17 protein-coding genes are annotated in these 19,780 nt (G+C 65.3%); 3 read left to right on the top strand and 14 right to left on the bottom strand.

Annotated elements, in window-relative coordinates; translation table 11 throughout:
* Nucleotides 1-58 precede the first annotated feature (58 nt).
* Nucleotides 59-1,252: a pyridoxal phosphate-dependent aminotransferase gene (locus M1E07_RS07905; protein ID WP_461189698.1), complete on the top strand. Its 1,194-nt coding sequence runs from the start codon at nt 59-61 to the stop codon at nt 1,250-1,252.
* On the opposite strand, the gene trxA is transcribed toward M1E07_RS07905, so the two are convergent.
* The 7 genes from trxA to M1E07_RS07870 form a co-directional block, all read right to left on the bottom strand.
* Complete coding sequence (gene trxA / locus M1E07_RS07900) at nt 1,249-1,689, bottom strand: thioredoxin (RefSeq protein WP_461189697.1); 441 nt, start codon at nt 1,687-1,689, stop codon at nt 1,249-1,251. The two genes, M1E07_RS07905 and trxA, sit on opposite strands and share 4 nt — an antisense overlap.
* A gap of 2 nt (nt 1,690-1,691) precedes the next feature.
* Entirely contained in the window at nt 1,692-2,180 is a 489-nt protein-coding gene (locus M1E07_RS07895) for a nucleoside deaminase (RefSeq protein WP_461189696.1), read from the bottom strand.
* 223 nt (nt 2,181-2,403) lie between these two features.
* A complete protein-coding gene (rbfA, locus tag M1E07_RS07890; protein ID WP_461189695.1) occupies nt 2,404-2,916 on the bottom strand; it encodes a 30S ribosome-binding factor RbfA in 513 nt (170 codons plus the stop codon).
* A 244-nt stretch (nt 2,917-3,160) separates the two neighbouring features.
* Nucleotides 3,161-6,091 (bottom strand): translation initiation factor IF-2, encoded by a 2,931-nt coding sequence (infB, locus tag M1E07_RS07885; RefSeq protein WP_461189694.1) that lies wholly within the window; start codon nt 6,089-6,091, stop codon nt 3,161-3,163.
* Nucleotides 6,092-6,243: 152 nt separating this feature from the next.
* Nucleotides 6,244-6,600, bottom strand: a complete 357-nt coding sequence (locus tag M1E07_RS07880) for a YlxR family protein (RefSeq protein ID WP_461189693.1) — start codon at nt 6,598-6,600, stop codon at nt 6,244-6,246.
* A gap of 169 nt (nt 6,601-6,769) precedes the next feature.
* Nucleotides 6,770-7,750 carry a transcription termination factor NusA gene (nusA, locus tag M1E07_RS07875; protein ID WP_461189692.1) on the bottom strand — a complete coding sequence of 327 codons (981 nt, stop codon included), beginning with the start codon at nt 7,748-7,750 and terminating at the stop codon, nt 6,770-6,772.
* Entirely contained in the window at nt 7,750-8,358 is a 609-nt protein-coding gene (locus tag M1E07_RS07870) for a ribosome maturation factor RimP (RefSeq protein ID WP_461189691.1), read from the bottom strand. The genes nusA and M1E07_RS07870 overlap by 1 nt, the downstream gene beginning before the upstream one ends.
* 105 nt (nt 8,359-8,463) lie before the next feature.
* Between M1E07_RS07870 and M1E07_RS07865 the strand changes: the two genes are divergently transcribed.
* The gene (locus M1E07_RS07865) at nt 8,464-9,654 is read left to right on the top strand and encodes a DUF4439 domain-containing protein (protein WP_461189690.1); all 1,191 of its coding nucleotides are present in this window, start codon (nt 8,464-8,466) and stop codon (nt 9,652-9,654) included.
* 129 nt (nt 9,655-9,783) lie between these two features.
* On the top strand, nt 9,784-10,845 hold the full coding sequence (locus M1E07_RS07860) for an aminoglycoside phosphotransferase family protein (RefSeq protein WP_461189689.1): 1,062 nt from the start codon (nt 9,784-9,786) through the stop codon (nt 10,843-10,845).
* Nucleotides 10,846-10,864: 19 nt separating this feature from the next.
* Here M1E07_RS07860 and M1E07_RS07855 read toward each other — a convergent pair whose 3' ends face one another.
* The 7 genes from M1E07_RS07855 to ispG all read right to left on the bottom strand — a co-directional run bounded on the left by M1E07_RS07855 (nt 10,865) and on the right by ispG (nt 19,771).
* Nucleotides 10,865-12,256, bottom strand: coding sequence for a pyridoxal phosphate-dependent decarboxylase family protein (locus M1E07_RS07855; protein WP_461189688.1), 1,392 nt, complete (start codon nt 12,254-12,256; stop codon nt 10,865-10,867).
* Nucleotides 12,257-12,299: 43 nt separating this feature from the next.
* The gene (locus M1E07_RS07850; protein WP_461189687.1) at nt 12,300-13,103 is read right to left on the bottom strand and encodes a sulfite exporter TauE/SafE family protein; all 804 of its coding nucleotides are present in this window, start codon (nt 13,101-13,103) and stop codon (nt 12,300-12,302) included.
* Nucleotides 13,104-13,112: 9 nt separating this feature from the next.
* Nucleotides 13,113-14,924, bottom strand: coding sequence for a proline--tRNA ligase (locus M1E07_RS07845; RefSeq protein ID WP_461189686.1), 1,812 nt, complete (start codon nt 14,922-14,924; stop codon nt 13,113-13,115).
* A 528-nt stretch (nt 14,925-15,452) separates the two neighbouring features.
* Nucleotides 15,453-16,133: a response regulator gene (locus M1E07_RS07840; RefSeq protein WP_461189685.1), complete on the bottom strand. Its 681-nt coding sequence runs from the start codon at nt 16,131-16,133 to the stop codon at nt 15,453-15,455.
* A complete protein-coding gene (locus tag M1E07_RS07835; protein WP_461189684.1) occupies nt 16,126-17,589 on the bottom strand; it encodes a sensor histidine kinase in 1,464 nt (487 codons plus the stop codon). The genes M1E07_RS07840 and M1E07_RS07835 overlap by 8 nt, the downstream gene beginning before the upstream one ends.
* A gap of 162 nt (nt 17,590-17,751) precedes the next feature.
* Nucleotides 17,752-18,642 (bottom strand): GNAT family N-acetyltransferase, encoded by an 891-nt coding sequence (locus tag M1E07_RS07830; RefSeq protein ID WP_461190352.1) that lies wholly within the window; start codon nt 18,640-18,642, stop codon nt 17,752-17,754.
* Nucleotides 18,605-19,771, bottom strand: a complete 1,167-nt coding sequence (ispG, locus tag M1E07_RS07825; RefSeq protein WP_461189683.1) for a flavodoxin-dependent (E)-4-hydroxy-3-methylbut-2-enyl-diphosphate synthase — start codon at nt 19,769-19,771, stop codon at nt 18,605-18,607. Before ispG ends, M1E07_RS07830 begins: the two co-directional genes overlap by 38 nt.
* Nucleotides 19,772-19,780 lie beyond the last annotated feature (9 nt).

The following is a 19,780-nucleotide window of genomic DNA, read 5'->3' as shown; positions in this document are numbered from 1 at the left end:
CCGATGGGGCCAAGGGAGCAACGCCAGCGCACCGAATCCGCCAGTTAGGATGGCAGGCATGCCTGAGCTTGCCGCCCACGTCCGCAACGTCCCCGTCAACCAGATCAGGGAAATCACCGAAGCCGCGTGGCGCACCCCCGGCGCCCTGGTCCTCAGCATCGGCGAGCCCGGGTTCCCGCTCCCCCGCCATGTCCTCGACGCCGGCATAGCCTGTTTGGACAGGGACGAAACCAACTACACCCCCAACGCGGGCATTCCTGCGCTGCGCGAAGCGTTTGCTGCCAGGTTCAGGGAGCGAGCGGGTGCCGGCCAGAACAACGACATCGGCGCGGACCGGGTGTACGTGGTGGACGGCGCCCAGCAGGGCCTGCACTTCGCCATGAGCCTGCTGCTCTCCCCCGGCGATGAAATCCTGATCCCCAACCCGGGCTACCCCACGTTTGCCATGACCAGCCGCCTCCTGAACGCCGTGCCGGTGGGTTACCCGCTCTACCCTGAGCACGGCTTCCAGCCCAGGACCGGAGATATCGAGGCCCTCATCACGGACCGTACCCGGGTGCTGGTCCTGAACTCACCCTCCAACCCGCTGGGCGCGGTCCTCAGCGAGGAGGTGACCCGCGAACTCGTGGAGCTGGCCCGCCGGCATGACCTGTGGGTCATCTCTGACGAGTGCTACGAAGCGTTCACCTATGACGTCCCGCATGTGAGCCCTGCAAGGTTCGACGGCGTTCTGCCGGGTGAGGCGCGCGTCTTCACCTCACTGACCCTGTCCAAAACCTATGGCCTCACCGGGCTCCGCATCGGCGCCCTGGTATGCCCGCCGGGCCTGGAACAGAAGATGAACAACGTCATGGAATCGATCGTCTCCTGCGTGGCATCGCCGTCGCAGTACGCCGCGCTCGCTGCCCTCACTGGGCCGCAGGATTACGTCCAGCATGCACACGCGCACTACCGGTCCAACCGTGACGCGGCGTCCGCCGTGCTCGACGCCAAGGGTATTCCCTACCTGAAGGCCGACGGAGCGTTCTATCTTTGGGCGGACGTGTCCCACGTCAGCGGCGGTGACGTGCGCGCCTGGGTGCGGCGCTTCCTGGCGGAGTCGGGCGTGGCACTTGCACCGGGAACAGCCTTCGGCTCCATCGGCGAGGGCTGGGTGCGGATCGCGCTGTGCGGCAAGAAGCAGGATCTGCTGGACGGCCTGGCCCGGCTGCCGGAGCGCGTCCAGGCCGAACTGTCGGCTGTCCTTCGTTAGCGGCAGCTTCCGGCAAGAGCCCCGTCCAGCCATTGGCGCACGACCTCCGCCGGGGCTGCTCCGGCCTGCCGGGCAGCCACCTTCCCGTCAACAAGAACCATCAGGGTGGGAATGGCCTGCACGTCGAAACGCCGGGACAGGCCCGGGGATTTGTCGGCGTCGACCTTCACCAGTTTCACTTCGCCGGCGCGTTCACGCGCCAGTTTGTCCAGGACAGGACTCACCATGCGGCAGGGCCCGCACCACGCCGCCCAGAAGTCCACCAGCACCGGAACCGGCGACTGCTCAGCCACAGTACTGAAGTCAGTATCCCCGGCGTCCACAATCCAGGGCAGCCCGCCCCGGCAGCTGCCGCAGCGCGGCCGGCCAGCAGCGGCGGCGGCGGGGATTCGGTTGGTCTTCCCGCAGTGCGGACATTGGACGAGGGTGGCATCCATACTTAGTAGTCTTTCCTGGTTTTATGAGCGCCCCACGCCTGGAAAGGAGCGTCCGACGCCGGGACGTCGCCCCTGCTGACCGGCAACAGTTCCGGCCGGGTCCCCGAGAAGTAGTCATAGAAGACTGCGTCATCAAAGCCTGCGGAAGCGGCACCATACCGGTCCGCTGCAAAATACACGCGGTCTATCCGCGCCCAAAGGGCAGAAGCCAGGCACAGCGGGCACGGCTCGCAGCTGGTGTAGAGGATCGCGCCGCGCAGGTCGAAGCTCCTGACCGCAGCCGCAGCCGTACGGATGGCCACCACTTCGGCGTGGGCGGTGGGATCGTTGTCGCGGGTGACACGGTTGACGCCCTCGTGCACCTGCCCGTCCCTCGTCACCACCAGTGCGCCGAACGGCCCGCCCCCGTCCTCGACGTTTCGGGTGGCGAGGGCTACGGCCCGTTCCAGGTAATGGGTGGCATCGCGCTGCTGGTGGTCCGCCTGAGTCATAGCTAGATCCTAGCCAAGGGGTTGGCATTAGGGGACAAAATTAGGGGGTGGATAGGGGGAAAACTCCGGCGACACAGTTGCGTTGCAAGCGTAGGCTGGCGCCGGGGTTTTCCGATTCGTGGGCAAGGTGATCAGAGCCGGCATCCGGTAGTACGGGAAACAGTTCCGGAAAGCAGAAACCCCGGACCGCAATTGTGGTCCGGGGTTTCTGCCGTCATGCCGGCTACTGCTTCTTGCCGTCTTCCTCGAGTTCCTCGTCGTCTGCGACGTCGAAGTCCTCTTCATCAAAATCGTCATCATCGATGTCCACATCGGCGGACGCATCACTCTTATAGGGATCGGGGTCCCCGGCATGCCGGGCCTCCGCCGCCAGGGCTGCCACTTCGGCGTCACGCTTCTTGGCCTCCCGGAGCAGCTCCTCGAGGTTGGACGCGATCACGGGAATCTCGTCGGAGACGAATTCAAGGGTGGGAGTCAGGCGAATGCTGAGATTGCGCCCCACTTCCTGCCGAAGCACACCCTTGGCCTTCTCCAGGCCCTTGGCGGCATCAGCCTGAACAGCCTCGTCACCGAAAACTGTGTAGTAAATCGTGGCGTGCTGCAGATCATTGGTCACCCGGGCATCAGTAACAGTGATGCCCTCCAGCCGAGGATCCTTAACCTTCCGGCCCAGGGCCTCAGCAACAACAACCTTAATCCGCTGCGCCAACTTGGCAGCACGTGCCGGATCAGCCATTTCCACTCCTAAAAAAATTTGGGGGTACAACGACCAGATGCAGCAGACGTACCCAGATTGGATTGATGCCACGCACGGAAGGCGAGTCTACGACGCACCGTTGGGATTTTTCCGGCGGCCAGGGAGTGGCATCGGGCCTGCCGAAGCTGGGTGGCCGACGTCGTAAGACGTTGGCCACCCAGCGAAGGGGCGGGGCCGCCGGAAAATTCCAACGGCCCCGCACCTTTATGAAACTGACTTCAGACTAGACGCGCGGCTTCTCACGCATCTCGAAGGTCTCGATGATGTCGCCTTCGGTGATGTCGTTGTACGAGCCGAGGCCGATACCACACTCGAAGTCCGTGCGGACCTCGGTGGCGTCGTCCTTGAAGCGCTTGAGCGTCTCAACGGTGAGGTTGTCACCGATGATCTTGCCGTCGCGGCTGATACGTGCCTTGGTGTTGCGTCGGATGATGCCCGAGCGGACGATCGAGCCGGCGATGTTTCCGAACTTGGAGGAACGGAAGACTTCGCGGACCTCGGCGGTGCCCAGCTGGAATTCTTCGTATTCCGGCTTGAGCATGCCCTTGAGCGCCATCTCGATGTCATCAATTGCGGAGTAGATGACGGAGTAGAAGCGCATGTCCACGCCTTCGCGGTCTGCCAGTTCGGCAACGCGCTCCGCAGGCTTGACGTTGAAGCCGATGATGACGGCGCTGTCGACCGTCGCCAGGTTGACGTCGTTCTGCGTGATCGCACCAACACCGCGGTGGATGACGCGCAGCTGCACGCCTTCGCCGACGTCGATCTTGAGCAGGGCGTCTTCGAGGGCTTCCACGGCACCGGACACGTCACCCTTGAGGATGAGGTTGAGGGTGTCGATCTTGCCGTCGGCCACTGCCTGGTCGAAGTCTTCCAGGCTGATGCGCTTGCGGCGCTTGGCCAGGGCGGCGTTACGGTCGGCTGCTTCACGCTTCTCGGCGATCTGGCGGGCGGTGCGCTCGTCAGCGGTCACGAAGAAGGTGTCGCCTGCACGCGGCACGTTGGACAGACCCAGCACCTGGACGGGGCGGGACGGGCCGGCCTCGGTCAGTGCGCTGCCGTCGTCGTCGAACATCGCACGGACACGGCCATGGGCGGTGCCTGCAACGATGGTGTCGCCGACGCGCAGCGAGCCGGACTGCACCAGGACGGTGGCCACGGAACCGCGGCCCTTGTCCAGGTTGGCTTCGATGGCGATACCGCGGGCGTCCTTGTTCGGGTTGGCGCGCATGTCCAGGGCAGCGTCTGCGGTGAGCAGGACTGCCTCGAGCAGCTCGTCGATGTTGAGGTTCTGGCGGGCAGAGACCTCCACGAACATGGTGTCGCCACCGTATTCTTCGGGAACCAGGCCGTACTCGGTCAGCTGGCCGCGGACCTTGTCCGGGTTGGCGCCTTCCTTGTCGATCTTGTTCACGGCCACCACGATCGGCACGTTGGCTGCCTGGGCGTGGTTGAGGGCTTCAACGGTCTGCGGCATCACGCCGTCGTCCGCTGCGACCACCAGGATGGCGATGTCGGTGACCTTCGCACCACGGGCACGCATGGCGGTGAACGCCTCGTGGCCAGGGGTATCGATGAAGGTGATCTTCCGGTCGTTGCCTTCGTGGTTGTGCGTAACCTGGTAGGCACCGATGTGCTGCGTGATGCCGCCGTGCTCGCCCGCCATAACGTCGGACTTGCGGATGGCATCCAGCAGGCGGGTCTTACCGTGGTCCACGTGGCCCATAACGGTGACAACCGGGGGACGTGCCTCCAGGTCCTCGTCGCCTTCGGCTTCAAGCTCGGCTTCGAAGTCGATGTCGAAGGTGGAAAGCAGCTCGCGCTCCTCGTCCTCCGGCGACACAACCTGGAGCTTGTAGCCAAGCTCCTCGCCCAGCAGTGCGAAGGTTTCCTCGTCCAGTGACTGCGTGGCCGTTGCCATTTCACCGAGGTGGAACAGCACGGTTACCAGTGCGGCGGGGTTCGCCTCGATCTTGTCGGCGAAGTCCGTGATGGACGAGCCACGGCGGAGGCGGATCACAGTGTTGCCGTCGCCGCGGGGTACGCTCACGCCACCCAGCGACGGGGCACTCATCTGCTCAAGTTCCTGGCGCTTTGCACGCTTCGACTTGCGCTGCTTGCCGCGGCCTGCGCCGCCCTTGCCGAAGGCACCCTGGGTGCCACCGCGTCCGCGGCCACCCTTGCCGAAGCCACCACCGGCGGGAGCGCCGCCGCCGGCACCGGGACCACCGGTTCCGGGAGCGCCACCCGGGCGTCCGGGGCCACGGCCGCCGGCACCCGGACGGCCTGCACCAGCGGGTGCGGGACGCTCAGTACGGTTGGGCATCATACCCGGAGTGGGACGGTTTCCACCGGCGCCACCGGGACGCGGTGCACCCGGGCGGGGTCCACCGGCACCTGCGGCGGGACGGGGACCGCCCGCACCGGCTGCGGGACGGGGCCCGCCGGGACGGGGCCCACCGGCACCGGCTGCGGGACGGGGCCCGCCGGGACGGTCGCCGTCGGTGCGGCTTCCACCGGGGCGGGGCATGCCCTGCGAGGTGGCAAACGGGTTGTTGCCCGGACGGGGAGGACGCTCGCCATCGCCGCCACGGCCGCGGGGCATGCCCTGCGAAGTAGCGAAGGGGTTATTGCCCGGACGGGGACCGCCGGGACGGGGAGCCGAACCACCCTGTGATCCGCCGGAGCGGGTGGGTGCAGCCGGGGTCTCTGCCTTGGGGGCCGGGCGTGCGCCCGGCTTTGCGCCGGTGGACTGAGCTGCGGGGGCAGCCGGAGCCGCGGGCGCGCTGGCAGCAGGTGCTGCCGGGGCGGGTGCTGCCGGGGCGGGTGCCGAAGCCGGTGCAGCCGGAGCTGCGGGGGCCGGTGCCTGCGCCTTGGGGGCCGGGGCCTTGGGCGCTGCCGGACCGGGAGCGGGGGTTGAAGGACGCGACTCCGCCGCGGGAGCGGCCGGAGCGGCTGCCTTGGGCGCCGCAGCCGGAGCTGATGCCTTGGCAACAGCGTCGGGGAAGGCGTTGCGCAGTTTACGCACAACGGGGGCCTCAATGGTGGAAGAGGCGGAGCGAACAAATTCGCCCAGTTCCTGCAGTTTTGTCACTGCATCTTTGGAAGTAATACCGAGCTCTTTGGCGAGCTCGTGTACGCGGACCTTGGCCACATTTCTCCTGTCTCGGTCCGCACCGAGCCAGGCACGAACCGTCTACTTCTTACTGCGGGCCCAAGCCGCGATTACTGCAGAAGGGCCCATTGCAGAGCGCAACAAAGTTGTCATCGTTGCGCACTCATCGCTGGGAACTCATCGGGTTTCCATCAGATTTCTGACCCGCTTTCAGGTTGGACGGTTGGTGTTGCAGTTGCCGTGGCTGCAACGCTCGCTCCCGACTTGATCCAGTGTTCAACGGCGGCCGTTCCGGTTGCGCCCGCAAGGGCACGTCCGAAAGCCCGCCGTTTCATCGCCAGAGCCAGGCACGATTCGCTGGGGTGCAACCATGCACCCCGGCCAGCCATCCGGCGTCGTTCATCCACCAGAACAGCGGTTGAGCCGCTGCCTTCGGCGACGAGCCGGAGTAATTCATGCCGCTTGCCCTTTTTCCGGCAGCCGATGCAGGTACGTTCCGGTTGATTCCCGCTGGAAAGCACTGCCACGGTTATCTTCCTGACGTTCATATCTGCTGGCCCTGCAGTGCCTTTGCCTCCGCTGGTCAGCGAAGGGGGGCACGCACAGGGCACACAACTGCCGGCCGTTGGGCGCGGCCTTTTCTATTCTAGCCCCTCCGGGCCGTTCTGCCCGAAACCCCGCTGCGGTTCAGGCGTGGCAAGCCCCAAACGTGCGGGGCTAGTTTTCGCGGGCGGTTGCGGCGTCGGAAACGATGTCGATGCGCCAGCCGGTGAGCTTGGCGGCCAGGCGGGCGTTCTGGCCCTCCTTGCCGATCGCCAAAGACAGCTGGAAATCCGGTACCACCACGCGGGCGGACCGGGTGGCTTCATCGGTGATGGTGACCGAATTCACCCGCGACGGGGACAATGCACTGGCAATGAACGTGGCCGGATTCTCGCTGAAGTCGACGATGTCGATCTTTTCGTCATTCAGTTCGGTCATCACTGCGCGCACGCGCGAGCCCATTTCGCCGATGCACGCGCCTTTGGCGTTGATGCCGGGGGCGTTTGCCTTGACAGCAATCTTGGTGCGGTGGCCTGCTTCCCGGGCCAGGGCAACGATCTCGACGGAGCGGTCGGCGATTTCCGGTACTTCCAGTTCGAAGAGTTTCCGGACAAGTCCCGGGTGCGACCGGGACAGCGTCACGGAGGGGCCCTTGGAGCCGCGGTGGACATCGATGACCAGGGCGCGCAGGCGGTTGCCATGAATGTACTTCTCCCCCGGAACCTGTTCGGGCGGCGGCAGGAGTGCTTCAACGGCGCCCAGGTTTACCTGGACCATGTGCGGGTTGTGGCCCTGCTGGATCGTTCCGGCCACGAGTTCGCCCTCGCGGCCCTTGAACTCGCCCAGGACGTTGTCGTCCTCGACGTCACGCAGCCGCTGCAGGATGATCTGGCGGGCGGTGCTGGCGGCAATGCGGCCGAACCCTTCCGGGGTGTCCTCGAACTCGCCGATGGGGGCGCCGTCGTCGTCGATTTCCACAGCCCAGATGGTCACGTGCCCGCTCTTGCGGTCCAACTCCGCGCGCGCCTTCTCGAAGGCGCCCGGCGACTTGTGGTACGCCACCAGGAGCGCCTGCTCGATGGTGGGGATCAGGAGGTCCAGCGGGATTTCACGCTCACGCTCCAGAAGTCTCAGTGCGCTCATGTCAATATCCATCAGGCCTCCTCAGAAGGTCCATTGTGTGCAGTTTCCAGACCGTCCTCGTTGAGGTGGCTGAATTCGATCTCGACTTTTCCGTTGCGGATCCTGTCGAAAGGAAGCTTGAGGGGGTCGCCTTGCTTGGGCTTCATCCCCTTTTTGACGGCGATCTCCGGCACGATGGTTACGCCGCCGGCATCCACCGACTGGATGCGGCCCATAACGTTGTCGCCCTGGACAACGTTGACCTTCACCATGCGTCCCCTGGCACGGTGCCAGTGGCGCGCCTCCGTCAGCGGCCGGCCGACGCCGGGCGAGGAGACTTCAAGGTCGTAGGGACGGCCGTCATCGCCGGGATCGTTGTCCAGCACATCGGAGAGCACCTTGGAGATGTCAGCAATGACGTCAAGGCTCACACCGCCGGTCTCCTCCTGCGGCAGGTCCACCACTACGTGAACCACACGATGGGAGCCGGGGATGATGGTTACGTCCTCGAGGTGGAGGCGGTTGGCCCGGACCGAGGGTTCGAGGAGCGCCCTGAGCCGTGCAGCTTCCGGATTATGTGCGCCCTCAGCCTTGCCCGAACCGGCCTGGTCTGATGAAGCCGTGGCTTCTGCATTGCTCACGATGCCGGCCGCCTCCCGTTAGATGATGTTGTGTGTACTAGCGTAGCTATTTTAGCGGTTCATTGGTGCACGAAGTCCCCCCTCGGCGTGACACCATGGTCTGTTGTGAACGACGACAATCAGGAAAACGGCCCGCGGAAGCGCTATTTCCGGTACGCCGTTTCTTCGCTCACAGCCCTCCTGGTCCTCAGCCTGGGTTTTGCGCTGATCCCGCCTGAACCGCCTGCACCCGCGGAACCGCCGTTCTCCGAACAGGCCCGTGCAGCCGCTTTGGAAGAGACTCTGCGGCTCCGGTCAGCAGCGGTGGATCTCGCCGCTGCCGGAGGGAACGCGGCCGCCGGTGGAATGCCTGCGGCCCTGTTAAACCAGGTTGTGACGTTGCTGACCATCCAGTCCCGGGCGCTGCTGCTTCCTGCAGAGCTCCTTTCCGCCAGCCCGGCGTCCACGGAGGCTGGGGCGACAGCTTCAGCAGGTGCGTCGCTTCCCGCCGGCACCCCGCCTTCAGCTGCTCCCCCGTCGTCGAACCCTCCAGCCCAAGTGACTGCGGCGGAATTCGCCGCCGCCCTCGCCGTCAGCGGGCAGCAACGCCTGCAGGACGCAGAAACGGCCGACGGCGGAATGGCGCGCCTGCTGGCCGGCAGCGGCATCGCGCAGGTTCTGGCAGCCGAACAGCTTGGGGCGCAGGGCGCAGTTGCACCGCCCGGAACGGCGCAGGAGGACACAGCACAGGACGGGCAGGACGGGACGGCGCTGGACGGGACGGCGCTGGACGGGACGGCAGGCACGCCGGGCGCCACAGCTCTGTCGACGACGTCCGCCTGCCCGGCCACGTCGGCCACGCCCGACGCCGGCGCCGACGCCGCCAGCGTGGGGGCCGCCCTCGCCGCCGCGGCTGAGGCGGAGTTGGAAACGGTTTACGGGTACCAGGCCGCCCTCACCCGCCTTCCCCCGGAAGGCGCACGCCCGGCGGCGGACTTCCTCCAACAGCACCAGGACCTCGCGGTCCAGGCCGAAGCCTTCACCTTGGCGCACTGCGGCGTCCCGGCCCCGCAACCGCCGGGTTATGTCCTGGACCAGGTGTTCCTCGATGCTCCAGGGGCGGGACTTGCCCGGCTGGAGGCGGACATCCTGCCCGCCTATGGGGACCTCGTGGCAGTGGCAGACGGAACCACGCGAGCCTGGGCCCTGTCAGCACTGGAGGGCGCAGTCCGCCGCGCCCAACACTGGGGCGCGGATGCAAACCCCCTGCCTGGCCTTGTCCTGGACGAAGCACAACTACCCCAATTGCCCAGGTAGGGCAGCCTAGCCCCCGCCGTCTTCCCTCGACCGTATTCCCTGGACAGCTGCTGCGGGGCGGTAAGCGCGGGGGCCGCCTGAAGAAGCACCCTGCCACACCCACCGCTTCGTGCGCCTACGCTGGAAGCGATGAGCGAACCGGCGGCAGTACCAATCCCACCCGCCCTCACTGCGCGGTACAGCCGCAGCAGTGCAGGGCGTGCGTGGCTCGCGTCCTTGCCGGGCCTCATCCAGGGCCGGCTGGAGAACTGGCAGCTGACGCCGAACCTGCCTCCCGGCGCCCTGCCCTGGAGCGGCCACGGCGGGGTGGTCATCCCGGTGCGGCAGCCGGAAGGCGCCCCCGCTGCCCTCAAGATCGCTTTCCCCCACGAAGAAGCCCGGATTGAGCGGCACGCCCTTGCCCTGTGGCAGGGACGGGGCGCCGTGGCGCTGTTGGCCTCCGACGCGGGTACCTGCGCAATGCTCCTGGAACTGCTCGACGGCGCACGTTCACTTGCCGCTGTCCCGGTGGATGAGGCTGTGGCGGTGTGGGGAGGCCTGGTGCGGCAGCTGAGCCTCACCCCCGATGACCGGCCACAGTGGCAGGAGTTCGAACACATCGCCGCGCAGGCAGAGCGATGGAGCGATGACCTGCCTCTGGAATGGGAACAGCTGGGACGTCCCTTTCCGCGTTGGCTTCTCGAAGCTGCCCTTGAGGTGTGCCAGACCCGCGGGGCCGTGGGGCGGCGTTCGGCACGCGACGTCCTGGTCCACACGGACCTGCACTTCCTCAACGTCCTGGCCCGTTCCGCTGCGCCCGTGCCGGCAGGCCTTCCAACCCCGCCGGCACTTCCGGCGGAGGCAGGCTTCGCCGCCATCGACCCGCAGCCCATGATCGGCGAGCCGGAGTTCGCAGTGGCGCCACTGCTGTGGAACCGCCTGTCCGACTTGCCGTTGAACAGCGCCGGAGCCGGCCTCCTGCAGCGCTGTGCTGATTTCAGCTCCGCTGCGGGCTTGGATCCCGAGGTTGCACGGCAATGGGGTATTGCACGGGAAGTGGAGAACGCTCTTGCGTACGCAGGGAATCCGGATCACCGGGGCGACCTTGCCCGGTCCCTGTGGGTGGCCAGCACTTTGGCCGGCAGAACCCTCAACGGGCTTCCGTCAGCACACCGCCTGCCCGAACCGGGAGAGGCGCTCAGCGCACGCTGACGCTTGTCCCCCTGGCAGGTCAGGTTCCGCGCACGGCGGCGAGGGCAGAGCCGACGGCGGCCACTGCAGTGTGCACCTCTTCCCCCACCGTTTGCCAGTTGCTGACGGAAACGCGCAGGATTTCCCGCTCACGCCAGCGGGAGCCGGACATCCACACCCTGCCGTCCGCGATAATGCGTGCTGTCACCGCACGGGTCGTGTCGTCGTCGCCAAACGACACGCAGACCTGGGTGTAGCCGACGTCGTTCAGGACCTCCACGCCGTCGATGCGTGCCAGCCCTGCCGCGATCTCCGAAGCTGCGGTCACCAGTCCCCGCACCTGGGCTGCCACGCCATCCCTGCCCAGGCTCTTCAGCGCAGCCCACACCGGGACGCCCCGGGCACGGCGGGACAACTCCGGCACTTTCTCGAACGGGTCGCCAGGACCTTCCGCGTCCTGGATGAGGTAGCTGGTGTGCAGGCCCATGGCGGACCGAAGGGCGGACGCGTCGCGCACAATGGCGATGCCGCAGTCGTAGGGAACATTCAGGGTCTTATGCGCGTCAGTCCCCCACGAGTTGGCGTCCTCATAGCCCCGGGTCAGGTCCCGCAGTTCGGGCACCGCCGCCGCCCAGAGACCGAACGCGCCGTCGACGTGGACCCAGGCGCCATGCTTCCGGGCGGTGCGAATTGCCTCGGGGAAGGGATCAAACGCCCCGGAGTGAAGGTTTCCTGCCTGCAGGCACACCAGGGCCGGCCCGGAACCTTCAGCCAGCGCCGCCTCGAGGGCTGCGGGAATCAACCGCCCTTGATCGTCCGCGTCAACCACGGTAGGCCTGCCCAGCCCCAGGTATCGGAGGGCAAGGTCCACCGTCTCATGCCGTTCCCGGCCCACGAAGCATCTGATTCGAGGTGCGCCGGTCAGTCCGTCGCCGTCGAGGTCCCAGCCGGCGTCGGCGAGGAGCCGCCACCGTCCGGCGGCCAGCCCGGTGAAGTTGGCCATGGTAGCGCCGGTGACAAATCCGACGTCCGACTCCGGGGGAAGACCCAGCAGCTCCAGCAGCCATGTCCCGGCGCTTTCCTCGATCGCCGCCATGGCGGGGGTGGCGTAGCGGAGGCCGGCGTTCTGGTCCCAGGCACTGACCAGCCAGTCGGAGGCAAGTGCAGCAGGCAGGGTTCCGCCGATCACCCAGCCGAAGAAGCGGCCGGAGGGCATGGCCATAAGCCCTGGCTCGGCTCCCTGCGCCAGGAGGTTGACGACATCCTCGGCAGGCATGCCAGAGGCAGGAAGCGGTCCGCCAAAGGCGCGGACGAGGTCCTGGGCGGGCACGCGGGGGCCGACGGGCCGGCGTGGAAGGCTGCGGAGCCAGTCACTGGCGTGGCCTGCTGCGGCAGCTAAAGCACGGGCGTACTCGTCCTCACCATGTGGCATAGCTGCATGCTACGCCCCGCGTCTGGCGCCCACGAGCCCTCTTCTACCCCTGTTGGGCGAAGTTTTCCTGCCAGACGTCGTAGCCGAGCTTGAGGATCAGGGCGGCCACCACCACAAGGAAGACCACCCGGACAAACCGGCTCCCCTGCGCTACCGCCGTCCTGGCGCCCAGGTACCCGCCGGCCATGTTGGCAACACCCAGAAGGAGGCCCAAACCCCACAGGATGGAACCGTGCGGCAGGAAGAACATCAAGGCGCCCGCATTGGTTGCCATGTTCACGATCTTGGCTTTGGCGCTGGCTTCCAGGAATGCATAACCCATCGCGGAAACCAGGGCAATCACCAGGAAGGAGCCGGTCCCTGGACCAATGAGGCCGTCGTAGAAGCCGATGACAGCACCGATCAGGCACGCCACCACATAGTGCTTGTGGCCGTTGTGCCGCAACGCGGTGATGTGGCCCGCGTCCGGTTTAAGGGCCGTAAACAGAGCTACTGCCACCAGGGCGGCCACGATGATGGGCTTAAACACGCTGGACGGCAGCGTGGCGGCCAGTACGGCGCCGCCGAAGCTGCCTGCCAGGGCGATCACGGCCATCGGGAGAGCCGTCCTCAGATCCGGTCCCACCCGCCGGTAGTATGTGACGGCGCTGGTTGCGGTCCCGAAAATGGACCCCATTTTGTTCGTTGCCAGCGCCTGCACGGGCGTGATGCCCGGGACCAGCAACAGGGCGGGGAGCTGGATCAGCCCGCCCCCGCCCACCACGGCGTCCACCCAGCCGGCGGCGAAACCCGCCAGCACGATCAATACCAGCGTTGCCAGCTGGATGGACTCAAGCCCTGGGAGCACCTCTGCGAATCAGCTGGCGCTGACAGCGTTGACTACGTAGTCAACTGCCTTGTCCACGGCGACGTTCTCGGCACCACCGCTGCGGCGGTCCTTGATCTCCACCACGCCGTCCACCAGGCCGCGGCCCACCGCAAGGATGGTGGGTACGCCGAGCAGTTCGGCATCGCCGAACTTGACGCCGGGCGAGACCTTGGGCCGGTCGTCAAGCAGGACATCAAGGCCCGCCGCTTCCAGGTCTGCTGCCAGCTGCTCTGCGGTGGCGAAGATGTCCTCGCCCTTGCCCACAGCCACAACGTGGACGTCCGCGGGCGCCACGGCCCGCGGCCACACCAGGCCCTTGCTGTCATTGTTGGATTCGGCCAGCGCCGCAACAGCCCGGGTTACACCCACACCATAGGAGCCCATGGTCACGGTGACCTGCTTGCCGTTCTGGTCCAGGACCTTCAGCTCCAGTGCTTCGGCGTACTTCCGGCCGAGCTGGAAGATGTGGCCCATCTCGATCCCGCGGGCCGTTTCCAGGGGGCCGGAGCCGTCCGGGGCGGGATCGCCTTCACGGACTTCGGTGCATTCGATGACACCGTCCCACGTGAAGTCCCTGCCTGCCACCAGGCCGAAGACGTGCCTGCCGGCCTCATTGGCACCGGTAATCCAGGTGGTGCCGCTAACGATGCGGGGATCCACCAGGTAGAGAAGCTTCGACGCGCTTTCGCTGCCCAGCAGCGGTTCTTCCAGCGCAAGCCCGGGTCCGAGGTAGCCCTTGACGATCAACGGCTGCTTCTTGAGGTCCTCGTCGTTGGCTGCTTCCAGGCCGATCTCGCCTGCGATGGGCAGGAAGGACCCGATGTTCGCTTCGACGCGCTTGAGGTCCACGCCGCGGTCACCGGGGACGCCGATGACCACGAGCTGGCGTTCCCCGGTGGGCAGGGTGACGGCGAGTACAACGTTCTTGAGGGTGTCCGCGGCAGTCCAGGCGCCGCCGTCGGCCTCGGAGCGGGGAGCGAGCTGGTTGGCGGCTGTCACCAGCGTTTCGATGGTGGGCGTATCAGGGGTGTCGAGGACCTCGGCGGCGGGAGCGGCGGAAAAGTCGATTTCCGCCGGCGCCACTGTGGTGACGGCCTCGACGTTGGCGGCGTAGCCGCCGGCTGAGCGGACGAAGGTGTCCTCGCCGATCTCCGTGGGGTGCAGGAATTCTTCACTCTTGGAGCCGCCCATGGCACCGGCCGTTGCAGTGACCGGGATGACTTCCAGGCCGAGGCGCTCGAAGATGCGCAGGTAGGCGCCGCGGTGGGCGGCGTAGCTGGCGTCCAGGCCGGCGTCGTCAACGTCGAACGAGTAGGAGTCCTTCATGATGAACTCGCGTCCGCGCAGGAGGCCGGCGCGGGGGCGGGCCTCGTCGCGGTACTTGTTCTGGATCTGGTAAAGGCTGAGGGGCAGGTCCTTGTAGGAGGAGTAGAGGTCTTTGACCAGCAGCGTGAACATTTCCTCGTGGGTGGGGGCCAGCAGGTAGTCAGCGCCCTTGCGGTCCTGGAGGCGGAACAGGCCCTCGCCGTATTCGGTCCAGCGGTTGGTGACCTCGTACGGTTCACGCGGCAGGAGCGCCGGGAAGTGGACTTCCTGCGCCCCAATGTTCGCCATTTCCTCCCGGATGATGGCTTCGACCTTGCGCAGGACACTCAGCCCCAGCGGCAACCAGGTGTAGATACCGGGGGCCGCGCGGCGGATGTAGCCGGCGCGGACCAGCAGGCGGTGGCTGGCCACCTCAGCGTCGACGGGGTCTTCACGCAGGGTGCGCAGGAATAGCTGGGACAGTCTTGTAACCACGGGTGGGTATCCGTTTCTGGGGAGGTGCTGGAGCAACAGCAGGCCGGGCATTTCGTCTGGGTACTAATCTACCGGCAAGCGCAGTAGAGCCACGCCCGGGAATACAAAGCCCCTGGCCCCCCCAAAAAAGGGCTGGTCATCGCATCCGGGCGTGGCTCAACGCCGTTATCGCCTAAGTACTGGTGAGGACTGGTGAGACCGCCCAGGCCACTCCAGCGCAGCTAAATCGAACCTAAGTGATGACGGCCACAAATACCAACTATTTTTCTTCAAAAGGGCGTTGATTAGCCACATATCCAGGCCTAACCGCTCCGCCTGCAACCCTGATCACAGAGACATGTCGACTAGCCGCCGATCCAACGGAAACCACAGCCCTCGACCGTAAATCCTGCAGCGCTGACGTTGATGACGATAGTGAACTGTGGGGCGGCACTGGGCTCACGGAGTAGCCGGGTGGCATGAGCGCAAAGCCTCATCCGAGAATGGTGAGGAATACCAGCTTCATGGCCGCTGCCGAGGTGATGTACATCAGCCGCCCAGGAGCCGGCGCTCGTGGGCGAAGGCCACCAATTGCAGGCGTGTGCGCAGGGTCAACTTGTCCAGGACACTGCGCAGGTGGCTTTTGATGGTGGCCTCAGAAACGAAGAGAGCTTCCGCCATGTCCCCGTTACTGAGCCCTTTAGCGGCGAGCAGGAAGACGTCACGTTCCCTTGGTGAGAGCACGTTGAGGACTGAGAGGTCGGGGTCGGCAGGCAGGCTCTGGCCGGCATGGGCGAACAGGGAATGCACAGAGCCAGGCGCTAATACTGAATAGCCCGAGTGCACCGTTCTGATAGCTGCCAGCAAAAACTCCGGTTCGGCGCTCTTAAGCAGATACCCGCTGGCTCCTGCCTGGACCGCGTCCATGACGGTCTTATCCCTGTTGAAGGTAGTGAGCGCGATGATCCTGGGCCTATCACTTTTGTTCGTGTCCGCCCACTCGACGATGTTGCGGGTGGCGGTAACACCGTCCATGACGGGCATGCGCAGGTCCATCAGCATCACATCCGGGCGCAAGTCAGCAGCCAGAGCGACAGCTTCCTTGCCGTCGCTGGCCTCACCACAGAACTCCATGTCGTTCTGGCTTTCGATCAGCATCCGAATCCCGGACCTGAACAGCGGCTGGTCATCGACCAGTGAGACCTTGATGCCGGCGGCAGCGTCAGTCACGATCGTCGGCTCCTGCCGCTGCGGGATGCCCCGGATGTTCCTTGCCACCGAGTATTGATTCAGCCGCGCTGCTGTCTTGGTTGACAGGGCGCTCCTCACCAGTCAGGTACGGTATGAAGGCTGCAACGCGGAATTCTTCGCCGTCCGGCCCCGCTGAGAGCCAGCCGCCTGCCAGGTGGGCGCGTTCCCGCATGCCGGGGAGACCTCTTCCCAGCCGTTGCGGCTCCAAAGCGACCTGATTTCCTTGGGAAGGGTTTTTCGTCGCCGATGCCACGTGCAGTGTCAGGCCCGGTCCGCTCCAGTCAAAGTGGGCTCTTACCGCGGTTCCTCGGCCTCCATGCTTGAGGGCGTTTGTCAGGCATTCCTGAACTATCCGGAATACGGCGACCTGCTGCCCGTCCGAAAGGGACGCCGGACTGCCTGCTTCGGTGGCCGTGATTTTCAGGCTCCCCCGCATCCTCTCAATCAGGGGCTTGATATCAATCAGCCGGGGCTGCGGGGTTGACTGTCCATCGTCCCGGACTCCCTCGATAACGCGCTGGGCGTCGATCAAAGCGGTACGGGCAGAGCCGGCGATATTTTCCAGAGCATTGAGAACAGGCTTTGGCTGGTCTTTGCTGAGATAGCGGGTTCCATCTGCCTGAGCCGCGATCACCGCCAGGGAATGTGCGAGAACATCGTGAAGGTCGCGGGCTATTCGGGTCCTCTCCTGTTCAACGATCAGATCAACCTCGGTTTCCTTGAGAGTGTTCTGTGCCAGCTCTCTCGAGCGGAACAGATGACCGCGTTCCTGGTAGAGGGCAAGAAGGAGACCAATAATGTAAAAGGTTGCAGCAACTAAAGCCAGTACCGAGAAGACCTGCCACCCATACCTGCTCAACAGGTAGCCGTCCCCGCCCTCCATGGGGTAGAGCCAACCAACACCCGCGCCGTACCTCCATGAAATCAGCAGGAACGTCATGATTCCCGCAAACACAAGATTCGCCAGTCCCGCGGTTATCCGCATGCGGCGCCCCGCGGTCCACACGGTAAACCCGAGCGCGATAAAGGACCCGAAATAGATAGGCCAGTGATTCGCGTACATCGCCGGGATATCAGACGTCAATTGCCCTGCGAGAAGCGCTGTCACCAAAGCCAAAGAAACCAATGGTTGCCACACGGCCACAGCAATGGCCAAGGTCATCAGCACGAGCGGCCACGTTCCGGACCAGCTGAACAAGCCTGCGTCATTCACTACCCCATCAGGTCCAATGCCACTCATGCGCCCGGCTTCAGCAACACACCACAAGGCGAAGAACACGACAGCCGCCACGGGTGCGCCCCAACGCCGTCCGAAGTTCAAAACTGATTCCATGCCTGCCACAGTATCCAGCCGAACCAGCCGGTTTCGCCGAAACTGCCAAATCTCCACCCGGAAGCCAAAAGATTCATCCGCAGGGCTGATCAGTCGGGTCAAGAAAATGCCGACAGCGTTGATCTTTGACGGTTGCTTCAGGAGGGTGTCCGCACAGGAGCCGCATGCGGTAGATCCGCTCGATGTCCAATTCAAGTGCCTGTAGTGTCTGTGCCGAAAGCCCGTCGGTCCCCCCATGACAAGTTTTCGAGAGGCAACCGCCGGCTAAAAAAGAACTGTCGCGAACGTCCCCACCTGCCGGAAGCCGACCCGCTCGTAGGTCGCGCGGGCGCGCACATTGAAGCCGTTGACGTAGAGGCTGGTGACGGGAGCGATCTTCCGGGCCTGCTCTACTACGGCGGCCATGTATCCGGAGCTGAGGCCCTGGCCCCGGTAGAGCGGATTCATCCAGACACCCTGGATCTGGGTGACCTCCGAAGTGACGGCACCGAGTTCGGCCTTGAACACCACTTCACGGGCATTGTTGAGGTGAACCAGGGAATGGCCCTGGCGGATCAGTCCTTCCACCCGGCGGCTGTAGAACTCCCTGCCACCCAGGAAGGGGGAATAACCCACTTCTTCCTCGAACATGGCGGCACAGGCAGGAAGGATGCGGTCAAAGTCGGCAAGGTTTCCGGGCCCAACGCCGGGGTCCGGCGTGATCGGCGACGGGCCCTCGATGGTCATCAGGGGCTGCTCGGCGCGCACTTCGTGGGCCCGGTGGCCCAATTCCACCAGTTCAGCATGGAGGGCAAGAACTGACTGGGCCGGGCCGAAGGCGGAGGCATAACGGCGTCCGGACCTGTTGGCCGCCCCGGCCACGGCTCCGGCAAACTCCGGGTCCAACTGGACCGGAACCAGGTTAGCCCCTGCCCAGCACGCACCTACCAGGACGCCGTCGTCGAAGACGCCAATGACGCCGGCGCCGCCGCTGGTGGGTGCGGCGGTGCCGGAAGCCCGCAGGTGGGCGAGGATAAATACATTGGTCACCGGATCCTGCTGTGCCAGATGCCGAAGCGCGGCAGTATCCGTCCCGTCCAGCGTGCGGACGGAAATTCCCGGAGGGTCGGGGACGTCCTTACGAGACGCTAACCACGGGGCTACCCTTGACAGCATCTTCGCCATCGGCCTCCCCCATCTCTTCCGCGATACGCATGGCCTCTTCGATCAGTGTCTCAACAATTTGACTCTCGGGCACAGTTTTGATGACTTCGCCCTTCACAAAGATCTGGCCCTTGCCGTTGCCGGAAGCAACGCCAAGATCAGCCTCGCGGGCTTCACCGGGACCGTTTACAACGCAGCCCATGACGGCAACCCGCAGCGGAATCTCCATGCCTTCAAGTCCTGCAGTGACCTGCTCGGCGAGTGTGTACACGTCCACCTGGGCGCGGCCGCAGGACGGGCAGGAGACAATCTCCAGCTTTCGCGGACGCAGGTTGAGCGACTGGAGAATCTGGTTGCCCACCTTGATTTCCTCTACCGGCGGAGCCGAGAGGGAAACGCGGATGGTGTCGCCGATCCCTCGGGACAGGAGCGCACCGAAGGCGGTGGCGGACTTGATGGTTCCCTGGAACGCCGGGCCGGCCTCGGTGACGCCGAGGTGCAGCGGCCAGTCGCCTTGTTCTGCCAGCATCTCGTAAGCCGCCACCATGATCACGGGATCGTTGTGCTTAACCGAAATTTTGAAGTCATGGAAGCCGTGCTCCTCGAACAGGGAAGCTTCCCACACGGCGGATTCCACCAGGGCCTCGGGAGTGGCTTTGCCATACTTCTTCAGGATGCCGGGCTCCAGCGAGCCGGCGTTGACGCCGATCCTGATGGAGGTGCCGTGGTCCCGGGCGGCAGCCGCGATTTCCTTGACCTGGTCGTCGAACTTCCGGATATTGCCCGGGTTCACACGCACCGCAGCGCAGCCGGCCTCGATCGCCGCGAAGACGTATTTCGGCTGGAAGTGGATGTCCGCGATGACCGGGATCTGCGACTTCTTAGCGATGATGGGCAGCGCTTCGGCATCATCCGCAGACGGGCATGCGACGCGCACAATGTCGCAGCCGGACGCCGTGAGTTCCGCAATCTGCTGCAGGGTGGCATTGATGTCCGTGGTGGGGGTTGTGGTCATGGACTGCACGCTGATGGGGAAGTCTGAGCCAACCCCTACTGAACCGACCTTGATTTGGCGGGTCTTCCGGCGGGGGGCGAGGACGGGCGGCGGTGCGGACGGCATTCCCAGGCTGACCGAGGTCACATGGACTCC

It is taken from the genome of Arthrobacter sp. Z4-13 (genome assembly GCF_054792705.1).
The sequence above is the reverse complement of the archived record's forward strand: the minus strand, read 5'-3'. Positions and strand labels throughout refer to the sequence as shown.

Coding starts and splice junctions, on each gene's coding strand:
- M1E07_RS07830 (WP_461190352.1), bottom strand. CDS start 18,642: ATGCTGTCAAGGGTAGCCCCGTGGTTAGCGTCTCGTAAGGACGTCCCC.
- rbfA (WP_461189695.1), bottom strand. CDS start 2,916: ATGGCTGATCCGGCACGTGCTGCCAAGTTGGCGCAGCGGATTAAGGTT.
- trxA (WP_461189697.1), bottom strand. CDS start 1,689: ATGGATGCCACCCTCGTCCAATGTCCGCACTGCGGGAAGACCAACCGA.
- nusA (WP_461189692.1), bottom strand. CDS start 7,750: ATGGATATTGACATGAGCGCACTGAGACTTCTGGAGCGTGAGCGTGAA.
- M1E07_RS07880 (WP_461189693.1), bottom strand. CDS start 6,600: ATGAACGTCAGGAAGATAACCGTGGCAGTGCTTTCCAGCGGGAATCAA.
- M1E07_RS07860 (WP_461189689.1), top strand. CDS start 9,784: ATGAGCGAACCGGCGGCAGTACCAATCCCACCCGCCCTCACTGCGCGG.
- M1E07_RS07855 (WP_461189688.1), bottom strand. CDS start 12,256: ATGCCACATGGTGAGGACGAGTACGCCCGTGCTTTAGCTGCCGCAGCA.
- M1E07_RS07905 (WP_461189698.1), top strand. CDS start 59: ATGCCTGAGCTTGCCGCCCACGTCCGCAACGTCCCCGTCAACCAGATC.
- M1E07_RS07895 (WP_461189696.1), bottom strand. CDS start 2,180: ATGACTCAGGCGGACCACCAGCAGCGCGATGCCACCCATTACCTGGAA.